We start from the raw sequence: 19329 nt of genomic DNA on the forward strand, positions 1-19329 counted from the left end.
AAGTCCAACCGCACCGGGGATCTGCGGGCGCAGTTGGTGGCGATGTGGCCGTCAGATTGCCTGTACGGCTTCGCTAGTCTGTTCGAGATGATTGAGTTGAAAATGAGGGAGCTCCCTGTCGCCACGACTGGGAGCATTCGTTGGGGAACGGCCGGAGCGCAAGCCGCTTAACTAGGTAAGTTACTGGCCTTGCGGCCTAACTTTTAGGAAGGAAGCAATTGCAAAGCCCTCCGGTACCGTTGCGTCGACTAGGATGGCCTAGGGCCGATCCTCTGCTTGCTGAACCGCCTTTCTTAGAGCCTCGATCAGAACCGCATAGGCACACATATACCGGATGTTAGTGCTCGTGTTGCTTCCCGTCTGCGTGCACATGGTTTTTTGAAGGGGATTTGCCTTCCGCATCGGCACTGTCACTGCCATTGCTGTGCTCAACCGCCTGGGGCTCCTCGGACGCATGATGGTCATCGCTTTCGTTATTACCATGATGACCGGAGCCTGATTGGCCGGATGCTCCACCTGTGCTGCTGGAGCCATGGTGATCCGAGCCGCCACTGTCGCCCTGATGGTGGTCGCCCGAGGCCATCTCGCCGTGTTGCTCACTATGCCCAGCTGGGGTCTCCCCACCACCATGCTGGTGACCACCGCTAGACGCAACGAGTGCTCGATACGCTCCTTCATCTAACTCAGGAAGCTTCTGCAGAAAAGCCACCATTCCCCAGATGTACGGGTCAGCCATGCTTTTACCCCACGCGGGCATCCCAGTGGCCTTAATGCCATGCTTGATGACCCAAAATGTTTTTGCTGGGTCATCGTATGGCCCCGCTTCAGCCAGGCTGGGTGGAGCGGGATAAAGGCCATTGCTTAGCTCGGTCTCAGCCATGCCTGGCGCCAAATGACAACCCACACACATCGAGTCGTAGTTCCCCGCCCCGGCGCGGATTTGGTCTTCATCGTCGAGAGATGGCACGACTATGTCTTCGGAGCGAACCTCAATCGAGCGATTGCGAGCAGTTTCCAGGAATGCGTGCACGACTCCCGTATGAGGATCATCCGCGGCAACGTTTATTAGTCCCGAGAAAACAACACCGGCCACCACCAACAGGCCTAGTGCGCAGAAGGCAGCGAAGCTAATAATTATTCTTTTCATCTAGGGTCCTTAAAACCAAAGCCTGATGCCAGCAACGAACCGCGCCTCATCTACGTCTTCGCCTTCATCTCTCGCCATATCGGCGGTATTACCGTATGCCCGGCTCCACGTGACGCCGATGTACGGTGCGAACTCACGAACGATTTCGTATCGGAGGCGGAGCCCCACCTCTGTGTTTGCGAGACCAGCGCCTACTCCGCGCGCAGGATCGTCCTTGCCATAGAAATTGAGCTCGGCAGTCGGTTGGAGGATCAGCCGGTTAGTGAGGAGAATGTCGTACTCGCCTTCAAAACGTGCTGCTGTCTGCCCACCTTCACCGACGAAGGCGGTGGCTTCCGCCTCAAAGTTATACAGAGCCATCCCCTGGACGCCTAAAGCCGCCCACGTCTGCGGCGACTCGGGCTTAAAGTCCTGGCGAACACCTGCTACCACATCCCACCAGGGGCTGATGGCACGCCCGTAGAGCGCCTGAATTTCCGCATCTTCAGTAACGCCATTCGTTCGCTCACCTTCCGAGCGAAACCAGAACCGATTGATATCGCCACCAACCCAGGCAGTAGCTTCCCAACTGAGGGTGCTACCTTCATTTGCGTTCTGGTACTCAAGTTGATCTAGCAGAAGGAACCAGGCCAGATACTTGTCATGGACTGTATGACCTTGAAGACCAGGGAAAGCCGCTTCTCTATCCGCATCGGTCAATACTGGAATGAACGAGGGATGAACCATGCCGGGCATTTCGAGCGTATCGTCATGCTTCATTTGGCCATGGTTCATCGTGCTATGGTCCATCGCACCATGACCCATCGCAGAATGGTCCGTTTGCCCACCGGAGCCATGATTCTTAGCTGCGGGCTTCGCTGAAGATGCAGGGGCTTGAGCTGCCTCAGCAGGAGGGGTTTGATGCATCGAATGATCCATCATCTCGGCAGCGTTGGCTGTCCCTCCAGCCGCTGCGCTCAACGAAACTCCGAGCGCAATCAGAGCAAAGCGAGAAGGTCTAGTGGTCATGGTGCGAATCCACCTCAGTATCAGTGGCCTTGGGGTCATGATCCATCTTGCCGTGCTCCATTTCTCCATGGTCCATCGAGCCATGATCCATGTCGTCGTGGTTCATTTTTGAGTTAGAGGTGCCTTGTGTCTGAGATGCCGGCTTGTTGCCTGGATTCTGCGATGAAGCCGATGATTGCTTGTGCTGATCATGCTTTTGCTCTGCAAACGCAGCTGACATATTCATTACGCCCAGCAGACTGAACATTAACGCGCTGCCGATAAGAGTTTTACGCTTCGTAAAATTTCCCATATAAAGTTCCTCTTACTCGTCCACTCGGACTTCACGAAACATGCCCATTTCCATGTGAAGCAGTAGGTGACAGTGATAAGCCCAACGCCCGAGCGCATCGGCTGTCACGCGGTAGCTGCGCTTCGAACCTGGAGGCATGTCGATCGTGTGCTTGCGAACCATGAACTTTCCATTCTCATCTTCAAGATCGCTCCACATACCATGCAGATGAATCGGATGGGTCATCATGGTGTCGTTGACCAAAGTGATGCGTACCCGCTCGCCATATTTGAGCCGCAGGGGCTCCGAATCAGAGAACTCTATACCGTCAAATGACCAGGAGAACTTCTCCATGTGGCCGGTGAGATGGAGTTCGATCGTCCGACTGGGCTCACGGCCGTCCGGATCGGGGAAAGTGCTTCTCAAGTCGCTATAGGTCAGGACTCGGCGGCCGTTGTCTCGTAAGCCAATACCGGGATCGTTCAGCCTATGAGTTGGGCTCATGGTCTGCATGTCCACCAGTGGGTTATTGGACTCTGAGGGCGGGTGCGATTGCATACCTGCGCTCATCCCAGCCATTCCAGAGTGGTCCATCCCGGACATCCCACCCATTTTGCTGTGATCCATGCCGGCCATTGCGCCCATGTCGCCCATCCCTTGCATGTCACCGTGGTTCATGCCGGACATGTTGCTATGGTCCATCGCGCCCATGTCGCCGCCATGGTCCATGCCCGCCATACCGCCCATGCTGCCGTGATCCATCCCCATGTCGTCCATGGTGATTAGTGGTCGAGGATCGGTTTCTGGAACAGGAGCGCTCAGCCCTTCGGCAACCGCTAGCGTGCCACGGGCGTATCCTGTGCGATCCATCGATTGGGCGAAGATCGTGTAAGCCTCCTCGGTCGCAGGCTCGACAATCACATCGTAGGTTTCTGCCACGGCAATGCGGAATTCGTCGACGCTAACTGGGTTGACGTATTGGCCATCGGCTGCGACTACAGTCATCTTCAGCCCTGGAATGCGGACATCGAAATAGCTCATGGCCGAGCCGTTGATGAACCGCAGACGAAGCTTCTCGCCGGGCTTAAAGATGCCGGTCCAGTTCCCGTCGGGTGCTTGGCCGTTCATTAGATAGGTATAGGTGTAGCCGCTTACGTCGGCGAGGTCGGTGGGACTCATTTTCATCTGAGCCCACATTTTCCGATTCGCAATCGTAGCGGCCCAGCCGTCTTCGCTCACATCGTTAATGAAGTCTCCGACAGTGCGCTTGTGGAAGTTGTAATAATCGGACTGCTTCTTGAGCTTAGAAAGGATTCGAGCGGGATCCTCATCGGACCAATCAGTCAACATCACCACATAGTCGCGGTCATAGCTGAACGGTTCGGGATCCTTCGCATCGATGACCAAGGGACCATAGACACCAAGCTGCTCTTGTAGGCCTGAATGACTGTGGTACCAATAGGTACCGTTCTGTTTAACCTGAAACTTGTAGACATACATGCCATCGGGAGCGATGCCGTGGAAGCTCAATCCAGGCACGCCATCCATGTTGGCCGGCAGGATCATGCCGTGCCAGTGAATCGATGTATCTTCGCTCAACTTATTTCTGACTCGCAGCGTGACGGTATCCCCTTCACGCCAACGTAGAAGCGGCCCTGGGATGGTCCCATTGATAGTCATCGCTGTCCGGGCCGCGCCGGTGATATTGACCGGCGTCTCCCCAATCAGCAGATCGAACTCCGTGCCACTTAGTACGCTGGGCTGGCCTGGGCTAGTCACTGCCCAGACCGGAGCTCGCCACAAGCCAAGACCGCCAAGGATGCCTGCGGCAGTCAAGCCTTTAACAAAGGTTCGCCTAGAGGTTTTACGTTGCATGTGTAGGTTCCAATCAAACTAAGGAGCCAAGCCGAAACCAGCCGTAAGGTTGGTGTTGCCAGCGTTAATTGATCTTAGAAACTCGCGCACGGTCTGTCTTATCAAGCGACTCGCCTTTAATCGTAAATATGGCATGCCTAAGAAAGACGCGGGATTACATTTTTGTAAGCTTAAAGCGCTTCAGAAATCGCCCAAAAAATCGCCTGTGAGCATGTCAATCTCCAGGTGGAAGCTGCGCAATGGCTTTTGATTTCCGTGCAAGGATCCGGTTGCAACGATACTCAAGGTGCATGGTCACAGTTGCGTAAGGTTTCGCTTCAGCAATTAGCGTGGGCGTGCTTCGCTGAAGTTGCTTTTGAGGCTACCTCCTGGGCTTGGTCCTTCTGGTCAGCCTGATAACTAGCGATCGCTATTTGGCGAGCCTGCTCCATACGAGCAAAGGTACGATCACCACCACCTTCTGCCATTGCATAGGAAGAGCTTGCTGCGATGGCGAGCAGTACAGAAACGGATCTGAAGAATTTCATTACTTGTTACCTCGTTCGAAGACATGGGAGACCCAGCGCAGCTCCATAAATAGGGGCTTTGGCTTGGTCCTGTGTCTAAGCTAACCGAGCGTTCCTGTCAGAAGCCTGATTTAGACATTACGGTTTCGTCAGTAATGCATAAAAGCAGTGAGCCCAAGCGAAAGCGCAGGTAGCGTGCATGGTGCCTTTTCGTTCAGGCAAATAGGTCTTGTTTCCAGCGGGCAAAAAAAGGGCGCCATCTAGGCGCCGATAGGCCAAAGGAGCATGGAAAAGGCCAAAAAGCAGAGTGTGGGAGCAACTGCTGATGTAGACGTTAACGCTACAAGCTGTCAGACAGATGATGCGAGCATTACGTTTCTGTAAGGTACTGGCTGCACGCCCTGACAATCGGCACACTGCTCCAAATGCCGGAGGGAATACTTTCATGAAGCTTCTTGTTGCTGAAGACGAGCCGAAAACAGGCACCTACCTACAGCAGGGGCTTTCAGAGGCAGGCTTCACAGTCGATAGAGTTGAAAACGGGACCGATGCTGCTCAGCACGCGCTTCATACCACATACGACTTGCTCATCTTAGACGTGATGATGCCTGGCCTGGATGGGTGGCAGGTTTTACAGAAAGTCCGCGCTGCTGGTAATGAGGTTCCCGTGCTCTTTCTCACCGCCCGAGACGGGGTTCAGGATCGAGTAAAGGGATTGGAGTTGGGCGCTGATGATTATCTCATCAAGCCGTTCGCCTTCTCCGAATTGCTAGCCAGGATCCGTACGTTGCTTCGCCGCGGCAATAATGTCCCCAACCAAACAATACTCAAACTCCTCGACCTTGAGGTCGATCTGCTCAGGCGTCGAGTTACGCGATCGGGGAAACGAATAGACCTAACTGCAAAGGAATTCGCACTTCTTGAGCTATTACTTCGGCGTCGCGGGGAAGTGCTCTCAAAGTCCCTTATCGCCTCCCAAGTATGGGACATGAATTTCGACAGCGATACCAATGTGATTGAGGTGGCGGTACGACGGCTGAGAGCAAAAATCGATGATGAGTTCGAACCTAAGCTCATACAAACCGCGCGTGGGATGGGCTATTTGATCGACGCGCCAGACCCCTAGAGCGAAATGCTCGGCATTTCACGCGATGGGCCAAGCTACCGGTACCGATGCGGTTAAGGCGAGCCACCGAGCAAGGAGCGGTGCCGAACCTCAGTTCTCCGAGCTGGATTTCTTCAGCTGTGGCACGAAGAAGATGGGTCTCTGCGGGGGAGCTATCAGAATATCACTGGATTTGATGCTAGTGCCCTTGCGACGCCTGGTCTTGCCATCCTTACCGACCGCCAGCAAATCACCGGTCGCAACAGCGATATCGAGCGCCTGCTTTACGCGAAACTCGTCAGCCATGGTGTAGTTGGTCAATCCGCTCATCAGGCCCAAAAAAGGTTGCCGTTCTACCTCGTAGACCTGGTTGGGCAAGAGCTCTGAAAGTTCTCCTCGGACGCGGTCATCGGTGGCATCGTCGAAGTGATGCTCATCCAACAGCAAATCGTGTTTGCATGATGGCGAGCGTTATGAGGTGCATCTCTGTGAGGCCTGCTTTTTCCGAGCGCTGAGTGGTCTCCGCCGCGAGCGTATGGTCAACACCATGTTCGACGAGAATCCCGATAGGACTGGCGATGAGTTCGGCCTTGTGCAGCGGAGCGAATTCTGGAAAGACAACTGAGCTCGGTTCAGATGGGACTATGGATACGGGTAGGAAGTGGGGCGTTAGCCTCGCAGATGTAATGCAGCAGAGAAGATCACGTGTTTACTAATTCGACTGCCGAGAGACTGACACGCTGAGGTTGAGTACGTGCGATCTCCCTCCACTCGGTACTGGTGCCCAAGCTCGCTACCTTGTGCATCACGAATTGAAAGGATCTCCAGTAACGGCTCCATCAACCAGCGACCCACCTCGTTCATATGCCCGGGACTCACAAGATACGCCTGCTCCAGCCAGGCGTGCTCGGTCTGCGCAGCTATGACCTGTTCCAGCAATGGAACCGACGGAACCATTAGCATGCTTCGAAAGGCCGCGTTTCCATCGTCCTCAACGATCTGCAGGTAGAACCAGGGCCAGGTCATCTCTAGCTCGACATATGACCAGAACTGCACGCCATCTGGCGCTGTTGAGAGCCCAGGAAGCAGTTCCGCATTCCGACTGGTTTTGAACACGCGCCAATCTCCTAATGATAATTGTACTTGATTGATGAACAATATATTTTGTAGTCATATATTGTTCAATCGCGCTTCATCGTTCCATTTTGCGGAGCAGCAAAATGGAAGTCCGGGATTCGTTCGGGAAAGCGTTGAGGCTCGTGCGGCAGCGTAGGGGGCTGGCACAGGAAGATTTCTCGCTCGTTAGCAGTCGTACCTTCGTCAGCATGCTGGAGCGCGGGGCAACGAGCCCGACTCTCGAAAAGCTCGATAGCCTCTGCACGGTGCTCGACACTCACCCTGTCACCCTCTTGGCCCTGACCTACTTGCTTGGATCCGAAGCTCCTGAAAGTTTTGAGCAGCTCCTGGAGAAGGTTGGTGAGGAGTTGAGAGCTCTAGTCGAACCTGACTGATTACTCAGCGAGGCTGTGTGAGGGGCCGGTTCCGTGGCCGCACAGTGAGTGTTGATCTTGCTGTCCCTCTGTCCCCAGTGGCTGGCCTGGAGGTCCTGTTTTTGGCAGGGCTTATAGTTTTTGTGGGCGTCAGAAAATATGTGGATTCTGACTTTTTGGGGCTCATATGTCCGTCGCGCAAGCTATTTTAAATCGAGTCAAGCACATGCCAAAGGGGAGGCCATTTGCCGGCGCGGTGTTCGCGCAGGTCGGTTCCCGTGCGTCGATTAATAAAGCGCTTTCTAGGCTGGTGCAATCAGGCACGCTGGAGCGAGTCGCTCGCGGTGTCTACATGCGCCCCAAAATGAGCAAGTACACCGGCAGGGTGGTGCGCCCGAGTCCGCTGGCTGTCGTGGAGGTCATCACGAAGGCGAACGGCGAGACGATCCAGATACACGGCGCGGAGGCTGTTCGGAGGTTGGGCCTCAGCACACAGATGCAGGTGTTGCCGACCTTTTACACCAGCGGATCTACTCGCGAGATCAAGGTTGGCAATGCGGTGGTTCGCCTCCGCCACGTATCCAAGGACCGCTTGCAGCACGCCGGCACGACGGTAGGTGTGGCGCTTACTGCTCTCTACTACATCGGGAAAGAAGGGCTGTCCGCTAATGTGGTTTCCAAGATTGTTAGTGCGCTGAGCGGCGAAGAGCTGATGAAGCTCCGGGCCTGCAAGATGCCGGAGTGGATGCGGTCGGCATTGCGCTTTGCTGCCAAGGAGATTGAGTAGTGCGCAATAGCACCTACCCGACTCCACCTACTGGCAGCTACCAAAGCCTGAGGCGAGACGTGGCTGGCTTTTCTGACAAGACAATGCGACTTCCTGCGCATTTAGCAAAACGTGGAATTCATCGAAGATCACCAGCCCTACGCCATCGAGGGCCGGGTCATCCTGGAGGCGCCGCGCCAGGATGCCCTCGGTGACCACCTCGATCCGGGTGCTCGGCCCCACCCGGCTTTCCAGGCGAATGCGGTAGCCGACCCGCTCCCCGACCTTTTCCCCGAGTTCGCTGGCCAGGCGCTCCGCGGCAGCGCGGGCGGCCAGGCGGCGCGGCTCCAACATCAGGATCGAGCGGCCGGCCAGCCAGGGTTCGTCGAGCAGCGCCAGCGGCACCCGGGTGGTCTTGCCGGCACCGGGCGGGGCCTCGAGGACAGCCTCGTCGCGCTCGCGCAAGGCCTGACGCAAGGCCGGTAGCGCCTGGTCGATGGGTAGCGATGTCATGGGGACTCCTCTGCGGCCGACGATTATAGAGCCGTGGCGGGCGGCAATACGCATGTGGCGAACAGCAGCGCTACCACTGCGGTCTGAAGCAGGTACCATTCGCCGGTTTGTCCCGTTGCGCTTTCCAGGAGGTTTTCATGCGTATCCCAACCCGCGTTATCGGTGGTGTCGTCGCCGTGTCCCTGTTCACCCAGCTTTCGGCCTGCGGCACCCTCTTCTACCCGGATCGCCGTGGCCAAATCGACGGCCGCATCGACCCGGCGGTCGCCGCGCTCAACGCCGTCGGCCTGCTGTTCTACGTCATTCCCGGCCTGATCGCCTTCGGCATCGACTTCGCCACCGGTGCGATCTACCTGCCCGACAACACCTACTCGATGGCCCCGGAAAAACTGCAGGAAGCGATCGGCGCCGACGGCAAGGTCGACCCGGCACGCCTGAAAGCCATCATCGAAAGCGAAATCGGCCGCAGCCTGCCGCTGGACGACCCACGTCTGCTGCAGCAGAACGGCAGCGTCGAGCAACTGGCTGCCTACGGGCTGCGCACCGCCGCATGACCCCGCGGCGCAGGGCCAAGCCTCGATGAGCGTCGACGCCAACCTGGCGCGGCTGATGCGGCGGGCGACCTACGCCGCATTGGCCACCGCGCTGTTTCTGGCCGCCAGCAAGGCGGTCGCCTGGTGGCTGAGTGGCTCGGTGAGCCTGCTGGCGGGCCTGACCGATTCCCTGCTGGACGGCGCCGCCTCGATGCTCAATCTGCTCGCCGTCCATTACTCGCTGCGCCCGGCCGACGAAGATCACCGTTACGGCCACGGCAAGGCCGAAGCGCTGGCCGGACTCGGCCAGGCGGCCTTCATCGGGGTCAGCGCCATTCTGGTGGGGGTACAGGGCGTGGACCGGCTGCTGCACCCGCAGCCGATCGCGGCGCCCGGCGTCGGCATCGCGGTGATGCTGCTCTCCCTGGCCGCGACCGCCGCCCTGCTGGCCTACCAGCGGCACGTGGTTCGCCTGACCGGCTCGACCGCCATCCGCGCCGACGCGCTGCACTACCGCTCCGACCTTCTGCTCAACAGCAGCATCCTGCTGGCGCTGGTGCTCGCCGGCCTGGGCTGGGAGCGGCTCGACGCGGTGTTCGGCATCGCCATTGCGCTGTACATCTTCTGGAGCGCCATCCAGATCGTCCGCGAAGCCGGGTCGGTGCTGATGGATACCGAACTCCCTCCGCCGATCACCGAGCACATGCTCGAACTGGTCACCGCGGTGCCGGGCGTGCTGGGCTGCCACGACCTGCGCACCCGGATCTCGGGGACCCGCTGGTTCGTCCAGCTGCACCTGGTGCTGCCGGGCGACCTGACGCTGACGCGCGCCCACGCCTTGTGCGACCAGGCCGAGGCGGCGATCCACGACCAGTACCCGAGCGCCGAAGTCCTGGTGCATGCCGACCCGCAGGAAGTCGTCGACCCTGGCGCCAGCCCCTCGCCGAGCGGGCAATGAAAAAGGGAGACCCAGGGTCTCCCTTCTGCAATGCGTAGGCGGCTTGTGGCGGCCCCTTCTGTCGCAGCGCCTCGTGAGCGGTGCCTGCCCCGGGCCGGCGAGCCGTATAGGCCCGACGGTGTAGCGCGCCTGATTCGGAGCGCCCTCTTCTGCCGGAAGCTGAAGTTGGAAAAAGCTTAACGCCGGGTGCGCGCAGGATGTTTGCGAAGATTGCTCAATCGAGGGGCTCTTGCGCAATAACAAACAAGGCAAGCATCATCGAGCGCAATAACCCGACAAAAGGCATGAGAAATGAGCAAGCTGGACCGCTACGACCTGCGCATCCTCGCCGAACTGCAGCGCGATGCCCGCATCTCCAACCAGGAGCTGGCCGAACGCATCGGGCTGTCGCCCTCGCCCTGCTCGCGGCGCGTCAAGCAGCTCGAGGACGACGGCTACATCGCCCGGCAGGTGGCCCTGCTCGACCGCAAGAAGCTCGGGCTGAGCCTGACGGCCTACGTGCTGATCGGCATGGACCGGCACACCCCGGAGCGCTTCGAGCACTTCCAGGAAATCATCCACAAATGCCCTGAAGTGCTGGAGTGCAGCCTGGTGACGGGGATGGATGCCGACTATCAGCTCAAGGTGGTGGTGCCGGACATGGAGCACTACCAGCAGTTCCTGCTGGGCACCCTGACCCGCATCGAGGGCGTCTCCAGCGTGCGTTCGAGCTTCGTGCTGCGCCAGGTGGTGTCCAGCACCGAGCTGCCGCTGGAGCACCTGCGCAGCTGAAGCGGGCGTATACTGCGCCGCGTTCGCGACAGGCCGTCGGCTCCGGTAAGTACCGGGACGCGGGCCGCTGTCCTAGCTGTATATCGACTGTTTGACGGGAGTAGCGATGGATCCGGAAGTATTCGAGAAGTGGATGATGATCGTCCTGGTCGGCGGCCTGGTCGCCTTCATGGCCTTCATCATCTGGGACCTGGCGAAGAAGTCCAAGGCGGGCCGGCTGGGCACCGCGATCCTGTTCCTGGGCCTGGGCCTGTGCCTGTTCGCCTTCCTGGCCAAGCCCATCATCGGCTACATCGTGGAAAGCGTACGCGACATCCCGCACTGACCGACTCGCCAGCTGCCGCGGCGACACAACGGCACACCCTGGGGGAGCGGTCTTGACCGCGATGCGTTCGATACCACCCCACCCTCGTCCAGGCCGGACTACCCTCCCGATCCACCGGGGCCTTCGCGGTCAAGACTGGGCGTCCCCGACCGCTCCCACGAGACCCAGTTGCGTAGGGTGGATGGCGCTCTTTCCATCCACCGTCCCGTCGAATTGGTGGATCGGTGAAGCGTGATCCACCCTACGAAACTCAGGCAAGGCGCGGCGACACCTCCCGCCACTGCCCCGGCTCCAGCCCTTCCAGGGTCCAGTCCCCGATCCGCACCCGGACCAGCCGCAGGGTCGGCAACCCTACCGCCGCGGTCATGCGCCGCACCTGGCGGTTGCGCCCTTCCCGGATGACCAGCTCGAGCCAGCTGGTCGGAACGCTCTTGCGATGGCGCACCGGCGGGGTGCGCGGCCATAGGTCCGGCTCCTCAAGCCGTCGCGCCTGGGCCGGCAGCGTCGGGCCATCGTTGAGCTGCACGCCCTCGCGCAGTTGCCGAAGCTGTTCATCGTTCGCCGCGCCCTCGACCTGGACCCAGTAGGTCTTGGGCAGCTTGTGCCGGGGGTCGGCGATGCGCGCCTGCAGGCGACCATCGTTGGTCAGCAGCAGCAAGCCCTCGCTGTCACGGTCCAGCCGCCCGGCCGGGTAGATCGCCGGGACGTCGATGAAGTCCTTCAGGGTCGCGCGGCCCTGGTCATCGCTGAACTGCGTCAGCACATCGAACGGCTTGTTGAAGAGCAGCAGGCGCGGCTCGACAGGTGGCGCCTTGACCACACGCCGGGGCGCAGCGGGCCTGGAGGGCTTGCCGACGGGACGCGATGCAGGGCGTGGCGGACGAGGCATGGAAAGAGGATCGCAGGCGGCTGGAAACGCCGGCCATGCTAGGCGGGGCACGGTGCCCCGGCAAGTGCGCCGGCCGCTGCCGGATGATTCCCAAGCCGCTTCCGGAACGATGGGCACCACGATGGTGCAATACGAGCAAAGCGCCGCCCGATCATTCCCATAACGCACCAGCATGAAGCGCCAGCCTGGCGAGACGGCACCTGAACAGCTGATAAAAAGCTTCAATATCAATAGGTTAAGCGGATTGGCACGGATGCTGCCATTGCTCCCTCTGTCCCGATGGACCCAACCCACAGTTGCGCACGGACAGCCAAGGAGCTACTCATAATGAAACGCCGTCCTTTTCTGAAGACCACTCTCGCCGCCAGCGCCCTGGTGCTCAGCGGCCTGTTCCCCTTTAGCCTGCAGGCGGCCGAAACCATCAAGGTCGGCATCCTGCATTCGCTGTCCGGCACCATGGCCATCTCCGAGACGTCCCTCAAGGACATGGCGCTGATGACCATCGACGAGATCAACGCCAAGGGCGGCGTGCTCGGCAAGCAGCTCGAACCGGTCGTCGTCGATCCGGCCTCCAACTGGCCGCTGTTCGCCGAGCGCGGTCGCCAGCTGCTGACCCAGGACAAGGTCGCCGTGACCTTCGGCTGCTGGACCAGCGTGTCGCGCAAGTCGGTCCTGCCGGTCTACGAAGAACTCAACGGCCTGCTGTTCTACCCCGTGCAATACGAAGGCGAAGAACTCTCGCCGAACGTCTTCTACACCGGCGCCGCCCCGAACCAGCAGGCGATTCCGGCCGTCGAGTACCTGATGAGCGAGGACGGCGGCTCCGCCGAGCGCTTCTTCCTGCTCGGTACCGACTACGTCTACCCACGCACCACCAACAAGATCCTGCGCGCCTTCCTGATCAGCAAGGGCGTCGCCGAGAAGGACATCGAAGAGGTCTACACCCCCTTCGGCCACAGCGACTACCAGACCATCGTCGCCAACGTCAAGAAGTTCTCCGCCGGCGGCAAGACCGCCGTGGTCTCCACCATCAACGGCGATTCCAACGTGCCCTTCTACAAGGAACTGGCCAACCAGGGCCTGGAAGCGACCGACGTGCCGGTCGTGGCCTTCTCGGTGGGCGAGGAAGAACTGCGCGGCATCGACACCAAGCCGCTGGTCGGTCACCTGGCGGCCTGGAACTACTTCCAGTCGGTGCAGAACCCGGTCAACACCGAATTCGTCAACAAGTGGAAGGCCTACGCCAAGGCGAAGAGCCTGCCGGGCGCCGATCGCGCCGTGACCAACGACCCGATGGAAGCCACCTACGTCGGCATCCACATGTGGGCGCAGGCCGTCGAGAAGGCCGGCACCACCGACGTGGACAAGGTCCGCGAAGCGATGGCCGGCCAGGAATTCGCGGCCCCGAGCGGCTTCACGCTGAAGATGGACGAGAAAAACCACCACCTGCACAAGCCGGTGATGATCGGTGAAGTCCAGGAAGACGGTCAGTTCTCCGTGGTCTGGGAAACCGAAAGCCCGATCCGCGCGCAGCCGTGGAGCCCCTACATCCCGGGCAACGACAAGAAGCCCGACCACGCGGTGAAGTCGAACTAACCGCTGTGTCGTTGCGGTGGATGGAGAAAGCGCCATCCACCCTGCGATCACTCGGTTTTCGTAGGGTGGATCGGGACGCGGAGTCGACGCCGTCTCTATCCACCCTCCCACCGCCGCCACCTCCGCCAAGAGAGCACGCGGCGTCCCATGGGGAATGCACAGATGAACACTGCCCTGCACCGATTATTGCTGCTGCTCCTGCTCGCCCTGCCATGGGCGGCGCAGGCTGGCGACGCAGCCGATTACGCCGCCGCCAACCCCGCCAAGCAGGCCAGACTCCTGCAGGCCTGGTCGAGCGCGCCCGATCCCGAGCGCCTGCCGTTGATCGAAGCGCTGCGGGCCAACCGCGTCGTCATCGACGAGAACAAGACCCCCTTCATCCGCGAGGGCGATGCCTACCGCGCGCTGGAAGGCGACGCCCAGCCCGTCGGCACGCCGGCGCCCCTGCGCCTGAACAACCGCCTGCGCGGCCTGCTCAACACGGCGCTGGCGAGCCACCAGCTCTATTCCGAGGACACCACCGAGCGCCTGTCCGCGGCCCGTCGCCTGCAACGCAGCGCCAGCCCCGAGCAGCTCCCGCTGCTGGAAAAGCGCCTGGCCACCGAAGACGACGATGCGGTGCAGGAAGCCCTCGCCCTGGCGCTGGCCAACCTGCAACTGACCGCCGAAGACCCCGCCGTGCGCCTCGCCGCGGTGCGACTGCTCGGCGAAACCGGCGCGCCCCAGGCCCGGGTGCGCCTGGAGAACCTGCTGGCCGACGGGGCCGAAACCGACGAAGCCGTGCGCAAGGCCGCCGAGACCAGCCTGGCGCAGGTCAAGCGCAAGCTGCTGATCGGCGAGTTGCTCGGGCAGGCCTTCAGCGGCCTGTCGCTCGGATCGATCCTGCTGCTGGCCGCCCTGGGCCTGGCGATCACCTTCGGCCTGCTCGGCGTGATCAACATGGCCCACGGCGAGATGCTGATGCTGGGCGCCTACTCCACCTACGTGGTGCAGATCCTGTTCCAGAAGTTCGCCCCCGGCGCGATCGCCCTCTATCCGCTGGCGGCGCTGCCGGTGGCCTTCTTCGTCACCGCCGCGATCGGCATGGCGCTGGAGCGCACGGTGATCCGCCACCTCTACGGCCGCCCGCTGGAAACCCTGCTGGCGACCTGGGGCATCAGCCTGATCCTGATCCAGCTGGTGCGCGTGACCTTCGGCGCGCAGAACGTCGAAGTGGCCAACCCCGGCTGGCTCTCCGGCGGCCTGCAGGTGCTGCCCAACCTGGTACTGCCCTACAACCGCATGGTCATCATCGGCTTCGCGCTGTTCGTCGTGCTGCTGACCTGGCTGCTGCTGAACAAGACCCGCCTGGGCCTGAACGTGCGCGCGGTGACCCAGAACCGCAACATGGCGGCCTGCTGCGGCGTGCCCACCGGACGCATCGACATGATGGCCTTCGGCCTCGGTTCCGGCATCGCCGGGCTCGGCGGCGTGGCGCTGTCGCAGATCGGCAACGTCGGTCCCGACCTCGGCCAGGGCTACATCATCGACTCCTTTCTGGTGGTGGTGCTCGGCGGCGTCGGCCAGCTCGCCGGGAGCATCCTCGCGGCCTTCGGCCTCGGCATCGCCAACAAGATCCTCGAGCCGCAGATCGGTGCGGTGCTGGGCAAGATCCTCATCCTCGCGCTGATCATTCTGTTCATTCAGAAGCGCCCGCAGGGTCTGTTCGCGCTCAAGGGGAGGGTGATCGATTGAACACCCTCATCCGCCGAGCCACCGGCACCTGTACCCGTGGGAGCGGACCCGTCCGCGCATCGCGCCTTACCGCCCCGCTATCGGGCCTTCGTTCGCGAGCAGGGACCCGGCGTTCCTCCTCGCTCCCGCAGGAGTTCCTGGCATGAACCAGCCCCTGACCCTCACGGCCGCGCAGAAAGCCGGCCCGAAACTCACCGCCCTGGCCCTCGGGCTGGTCGTCGCGGTCCTCGTCGCCATGCCGCTGCTGCACCTGTTGCCAGGCGACCACCCGCTGCACGTCTCGGCCTACACCCTGACGCTGGTCGGCAAGATCCTCTGTTACTGCATCGTCGCCCTGGCACTCGATCTGGTGTGGGGCTACGCCGGCCTGCTGTCGCTGGGCCACGGCCTGTTCTTCGCCCTGGGCGGCTACGCCATGGGCATGTACCTGATGCGCCAGACCGCCGGCGACGGCCTGCCCGCGTTCATGAGCTTCCTGGCCTGGAACGAGCTGCCCTGGTACTGGTACGGCACCTCGAGCTTCCTCTGGGCGATGTGCCTGGTGGTGCTGGCGCCGGGGCTGCTGGCGCTGGTGTTCGGCTTCTTCGCCTTCCGCTCGCGGATCAAGGGCGTCTATTTCTCGATCATGACCCAGGCGCTGACCTTTGCCGGCATGCTGCTGTTCTTCCGCAACGAGACCGGCTTCGGCGGCAACAACGGCTTCACCGACTTCCGCTCGATCCTCGGCTTCTCGTTGACCGCGCCGGGCACCCGCGCCGTGCTGTTCCTGGCCACCGTCGCCCTGCTGGTCGGCAGCCTGTTCCTCGGCTGGCGCCTGGCGCAGAGCAAGTTCGGCCGCGTGCTGACCGCCCTGCGCGACGCCGAGAACCGGTTGATGTTCTGCGGCTACGACCCGCGCGGCTACAAGCTCTTCATCTGGGTGCTGTCGGCGGTGCTGTGCGGCCTGGCCGGTGCGCTCTACGTGCCGCAGGTGGGGATCATCAACCCCAGCGAAATGGCGCCGACCCAGTCGATCGAAGCGGCCGTGTGGGTCGCCCTGGGCGGTCGCGGCACACTGATCGGCCCGCTGCTGGGCGCCGGCCTGGTCAACGGCATGAAGAGCTGGTTTACCGTGGCCTTCCCCGAGTACTGGCTGTTCGCGCTGGGTGCGCTGTTCATCCTGGTGACCCTGTACCTGCCACGCGGCGTGATCGGCCTGATCCGCAAGAGAGGTGAGCAATGAGAGCCTCGGCAACCCCCGAACTGATGCTCGAACCGGTGCTCGACGGCCCCGAGGGCAAGGGTCGCGACGCCATCGGACTGGGCCATGCGGCCGCCAAGGGCCTGGACGTGCGCCACGGCACCATCCTCAGCCTGGAAGACATCAACGTCAGCTTCGACGGCTTCAAGGCGCTGACGGACCTGACGCTGTACATCGGCGTCGGCGAACTGCGCTGCATCATCGGCCCCAACGGCGCCGGCAAGACCACCCTGATGGACGTCATCACCGGCAAGACGCGCCCCAACAGCGGCACCGCCTTCTTTGGCGAAACCCTGGACCTGACCAGCATGAGCGAAGTGCAGATCGCCCAGGCCGGCATTGGCCGCAAGTTCCAGAAGCCGACCGTGTTCGAGGCGCTGTCGGTGTTCGAGAACCTGGAGCTTGCGCAGAACACCGACAAGTCGGTCTGGGCCAGCCTGAGGGCGAAACTCTCCGGCGAGCAGCGCGACCGCATCGACGAGATCCTGGCCACCATCCGCCTGGGCGACTCGCGCCGGCGGCCGGCGGGGCTGCTGTCCCACGGGCAGAAGCAGTTCCTCGAGATCGGCATGCTGCTGGTGCAGGAGCCCCAGTTGCTGCTGCTCGACGAGCCCGTGGCCGGCATGACCGATGCGGAGACCGAGTTCACCGCCGAGCTGTTCAAGTCACTGGCACGCAAGCACTCGCTGATGGTCGTCGAGCACGACATGGGCTTCGTCGGCAGCATCGCCGACCACGTCACCGTGCTGCACCAGGGCCAGGTACTGGCCGAGGGCTCGCTGGACAAGGTCCAGGCCGACGAGCGGGTGATCGAGGTTTATCTGGGGCGCTAAGGCGCATGCGGGTGGATGGCTGCGGCCATCCACCCTGCACAGCCCGCTACGTAGGGTGGAAAACGGCGATGCCTTTTCCACGCGTACAGAGAAAGAAGGACATCACGATGCTGCAAGTCCAACAACTGCACCAGTATTACGGCGGCAGCCACATCCTGCGCGGCCTGTCGTTCGAGGCCCGGGTCGGCGAAGTGACCTGCCTGCTCGGCCGCAACGGCGTGGGCAAGACCACGCTGCTCAAGTGCCTGATGGGGCTGATCCCGTCGAAGGAAGGCCGGATCGACTGGGAGGGCAAGGCCATCACAGGCTACAAGACCCACCAGCGCGTCCACGCCGGCATCGCCTACGTGCCGCAGGGCCGCGAGATCTTCGGCCGCCTGACCGTCGAGGAAAACCTGCTGATGGGCCTGTCCCGCTTCAGCGCACGCGAGGCCCGGGAAGTGCCGGGCTTCATCTACGAACTCTTCCCGGTGCTGCAGCAGATGAAGCACCGCCGCGGCGGCGACCTGTCCGGCGGCCAGCAACAGCAACTGGCGATCGGCCGCGCGCTGGCGACCCGGCCCCGGCTGCTGATCCTCGACGAGCCGACCGAGGGCATCCAGCCGTCGGTGATCAAGGAAATCGGCGTGGTGATCAAGAAGCTCGCCGCCCAGGGCGACATGGCGATCCTGCTGGTCGAGCAGTTCTACGACTTCGCCGCCGAGCTCGCCGACCAGTACCTGGTGATGAGCCGTGGCGAGATCGTCCAGCGCGGCCGCGGCGAGACCATGGAGGCCGATGGCGTTCGCGGGCTGGTTGCCATCTGACGCTCAAGGTAGGGTGAACGCCGCCAGACTCGACGATAAGAATCCATGAACGCTCCCATCGCCCCTGCCCTTTTCACCCCCAGCTGGCACGCCGAGCTGGAACTGGCCTATGCGCGTTTCGGCGACGGCACGCGGCCGGTACAGCGCCGCCACCGCGGCCCGCTGCGGGTGCAGAAGCACCTGCACGCCGAAGGCCCGCAGGTCTGCCAGCACATCATCGTCCACCCGCCGGGCGGCATCGCCGGTGGTGACCGGCTGGATATCCGCGCCACCGTCGGTGCCGGCGCCTGGGCGCAGCTGACCAGCCCGGGCGCAGCCAAGTGGTACCGCGCCAGCGGCCCGGCCTTCCAGCAGGTCGAGCTGCGCGTCGAACCCGGCGCGACGCTCGAATGGCTGCCCCAGGAAAGCATCGTCTACAGCGCCGCGCAGGCCGAACTCGACACCCGCATCGAACTGCAGGGCGACGCCCGGCTGTTCTACTGGGACATCGTCGCGCTCGGCCGACCCGCCAGCGGCGAGCGCTTCGATCGCGGCCACTTCCAGAGCCGGCTCGACATCCGTCGCGATGGCGCGCTGCTCTGGCACGAACGCCAGCGCGTCGAGGGCGGCGATCGCCTGCTCGACTCGCCGATAGGGCTCGCGGGACAACCGGTCTTCGCCACGCTGCTGGCGACCGGCGAACTCGACGCGACCTGCCTGCAGGCCTGCCGCGACCTGGAGCGGCAGGCCGGCGGATCGCTTCGCGGCGACCTGACCCAGTTGCCCGGTCTGATCGTGGCGCGCTGCCTGGCCAGCGAAGCGCTGCAGGCGCGCGCCTGGCTGATCGCGCTCTGGCGTCTGCTGCGCCCCGAACTGCTGGGGCGCGAGGCGCTGCCGCCGCGAATCTGGAGTACCTAGGCACATGAACCCGGGTGCGAGACCGCAGGGCGCTTGCACCGATAGGATGCGAAGCACATTCCGGAG

At 62.0% G+C, this 19329-nt stretch carries 21 protein-coding genes and 1 pseudogene; 13 read left to right on the plus strand and 9 right to left on the minus strand.

All coding sequences use genetic code 11. The features are described from left to right. Positions 1-337 precede the first annotated feature (337 nt). The 5 genes from DN824_RS03735 to DN824_RS03755 all read right to left on the minus strand — a co-directional run bounded on the left by DN824_RS03735 (position 338) and on the right by DN824_RS03755 (position 4828). Positions 338-1147 carry a c-type cytochrome gene (locus tag DN824_RS03735; RefSeq protein ID WP_003292639.1) on the minus strand — a complete coding sequence of 270 codons (810 nt, stop codon included), beginning with the start codon at positions 1145-1147 and terminating at the stop codon, positions 338-340. 9 nt (positions 1148-1156) lie between these two features. Then, positions 1157-2155: a copper resistance protein B gene (locus DN824_RS03740; protein WP_015275567.1), complete on the minus strand. Its 999-nt coding sequence runs from the start codon at positions 2153-2155 to the stop codon at positions 1157-1159. Next, positions 2145-2447 carry a hypothetical protein gene (locus DN824_RS03745; protein WP_003292637.1) on the minus strand — a complete coding sequence of 101 codons (303 nt, stop codon included), beginning with the start codon at positions 2445-2447 and terminating at the stop codon, positions 2145-2147. The genes DN824_RS03740 and DN824_RS03745 overlap by 11 nt, the downstream gene beginning before the upstream one ends. A 12-nt stretch (positions 2448-2459) precedes the next feature. Next, positions 2460-4301, minus strand: coding sequence for a copper resistance system multicopper oxidase (locus DN824_RS03750; protein WP_003292636.1), 1842 nt, complete (start codon positions 4299-4301; stop codon positions 2460-2462). A 317-nt stretch (positions 4302-4618) separates the two neighbouring features. Beyond that, positions 4619-4828: a co-regulatory protein PtrA N-terminal domain-containing protein gene (locus DN824_RS03755; protein WP_015275566.1), complete on the minus strand. Its 210-nt coding sequence runs from the start codon at positions 4826-4828 to the stop codon at positions 4619-4621. Positions 4829-5252: 424 nt separating this feature from the next. Between DN824_RS03755 and DN824_RS03760 the strand changes: the two genes are divergently transcribed. Continuing rightward, the gene (locus DN824_RS03760) at positions 5253-5933 is read left to right on the plus strand and encodes a heavy metal response regulator transcription factor (RefSeq protein ID WP_003292635.1); all 681 of its coding nucleotides are present in this window, start codon (positions 5253-5255) and stop codon (positions 5931-5933) included. A gap of 90 nt (positions 5934-6023) precedes the next feature. Here DN824_RS03760 and DN824_RS03765 read toward each other — a convergent pair. Then, positions 6024-6362, minus strand: a pseudogene (locus tag DN824_RS03765) (three-Cys-motif partner protein TcmP); the annotation flags it as partial. Positions 6363-6581: 219 nt separating this feature from the next. Continuing rightward, on the minus strand, positions 6582-7028 hold the full coding sequence (locus DN824_RS03770) for a hypothetical protein (protein WP_003292632.1): 447 nt from the start codon (positions 7026-7028) through the stop codon (positions 6582-6584). Positions 7029-7132: 104 nt separating this feature from the next. Between DN824_RS03770 and DN824_RS03775 the strand changes: the two genes are divergently transcribed. Both DN824_RS03775 and DN824_RS03780 read left to right on the plus strand, forming a co-directional pair. After that, positions 7133-7423, plus strand: a complete 291-nt coding sequence (locus DN824_RS03775; protein ID WP_003292631.1) for a helix-turn-helix domain-containing protein — start codon at positions 7133-7135, stop codon at positions 7421-7423. Between the two features lie 166 nt (positions 7424-7589). After that, positions 7590-8189: a DUF6088 family protein gene (locus DN824_RS03780; RefSeq protein WP_015275564.1), complete on the plus strand. Its 600-nt coding sequence runs from the start codon at positions 7590-7592 to the stop codon at positions 8187-8189. Positions 8190-8216: 27 nt separating this feature from the next. Here DN824_RS03780 and DN824_RS03785 read toward each other — a convergent pair whose 3' ends face one another. Then, positions 8217-8681: a DEAD/DEAH box helicase gene (locus DN824_RS03785; protein WP_138407005.1), complete on the minus strand. Its 465-nt coding sequence runs from the start codon at positions 8679-8681 to the stop codon at positions 8217-8219. Between the two features lie 137 nt (positions 8682-8818). On the opposite strand from DN824_RS03785, the gene DN824_RS03790 reads away from it, so the two are divergent. From DN824_RS03790 to DN824_RS03805, 4 genes are all read left to right on the plus strand, one after another. Beyond that, on the plus strand, positions 8819-9235 hold the full coding sequence (locus DN824_RS03790; RefSeq protein WP_138407006.1) for a polyribonucleotide nucleotidyltransferase: 417 nt from the start codon (positions 8819-8821) through the stop codon (positions 9233-9235). Positions 9236-9260: 25 nt separating this feature from the next. After that, positions 9261-10172, plus strand: a complete 912-nt coding sequence (locus DN824_RS03795; protein ID WP_138407007.1) for a cation diffusion facilitator family transporter — start codon at positions 9261-9263, stop codon at positions 10170-10172. A 291-nt stretch (positions 10173-10463) separates the two neighbouring features. Continuing rightward, positions 10464-10943, plus strand: coding sequence for an Lrp/AsnC family transcriptional regulator (locus DN824_RS03800; RefSeq protein ID WP_138407008.1), 480 nt, complete (start codon positions 10464-10466; stop codon positions 10941-10943). A 106-nt stretch (positions 10944-11049) separates the two neighbouring features. Continuing rightward, positions 11050-11268 carry a DUF2788 domain-containing protein gene (locus DN824_RS03805; protein WP_138407009.1) on the plus strand — a complete coding sequence of 73 codons (219 nt, stop codon included), beginning with the start codon at positions 11050-11052 and terminating at the stop codon, positions 11266-11268. A gap of 250 nt (positions 11269-11518) precedes the next feature. Here the strand turns inward: DN824_RS03805 and DN824_RS03810 are convergent, their stop codons facing one another. Next, a complete protein-coding gene (locus tag DN824_RS03810) occupies positions 11519-12157 on the minus strand; it encodes a pseudouridine synthase (RefSeq protein WP_138407010.1) in 639 nt (212 codons plus the stop codon). 327 nt (positions 12158-12484) lie between these two features. Here DN824_RS03810 and urtA point away from each other — a divergent pair, with 327 nt between their 5' ends. From urtA to DN824_RS03840, 6 genes are all read left to right on the plus strand, one after another. Next, entirely contained in the window at positions 12485-13753 is a 1269-nt protein-coding gene (gene urtA, locus DN824_RS03815; protein ID WP_138407011.1) for an urea ABC transporter substrate-binding protein, read from the plus strand. A gap of 162 nt (positions 13754-13915) precedes the next feature. Next, complete coding sequence (urtB, locus tag DN824_RS03820; protein WP_138407012.1) at positions 13916-15487, plus strand: urea ABC transporter permease subunit UrtB; 1572 nt, start codon at positions 13916-13918, stop codon at positions 15485-15487. 142 nt (positions 15488-15629) lie between these two features. Continuing rightward, a complete protein-coding gene (gene urtC, locus DN824_RS03825) occupies positions 15630-16709 on the plus strand; it encodes an urea ABC transporter permease subunit UrtC (protein WP_138407013.1) in 1080 nt (359 codons plus the stop codon). After that, a complete protein-coding gene (urtD, locus tag DN824_RS03830; RefSeq protein WP_138407014.1) occupies positions 16706-17560 on the plus strand; it encodes an urea ABC transporter ATP-binding protein UrtD in 855 nt (284 codons plus the stop codon). The genes urtC and urtD overlap by 4 nt, the downstream gene beginning before the upstream one ends. A 107-nt stretch (positions 17561-17667) precedes the next feature. Next, positions 17668-18366 carry an urea ABC transporter ATP-binding subunit UrtE gene (gene urtE, locus DN824_RS03835; RefSeq protein ID WP_138407015.1) on the plus strand — a complete coding sequence of 233 codons (699 nt, stop codon included), beginning with the start codon at positions 17668-17670 and terminating at the stop codon, positions 18364-18366. 45 nt (positions 18367-18411) lie between these two features. Further along, positions 18412-19263 (plus strand): urease accessory protein UreD, encoded by an 852-nt coding sequence (locus DN824_RS03840; protein WP_138407016.1) that lies wholly within the window; start codon positions 18412-18414, stop codon positions 19261-19263. Positions 19264-19329 lie beyond the last annotated feature (66 nt).

The organism is Stutzerimonas nosocomialis, from assembly GCF_005876855.1.
Classification (GTDB): Bacteria; Pseudomonadota; Gammaproteobacteria; order Pseudomonadales; family Pseudomonadaceae; genus Stutzerimonas; species Stutzerimonas nosocomialis.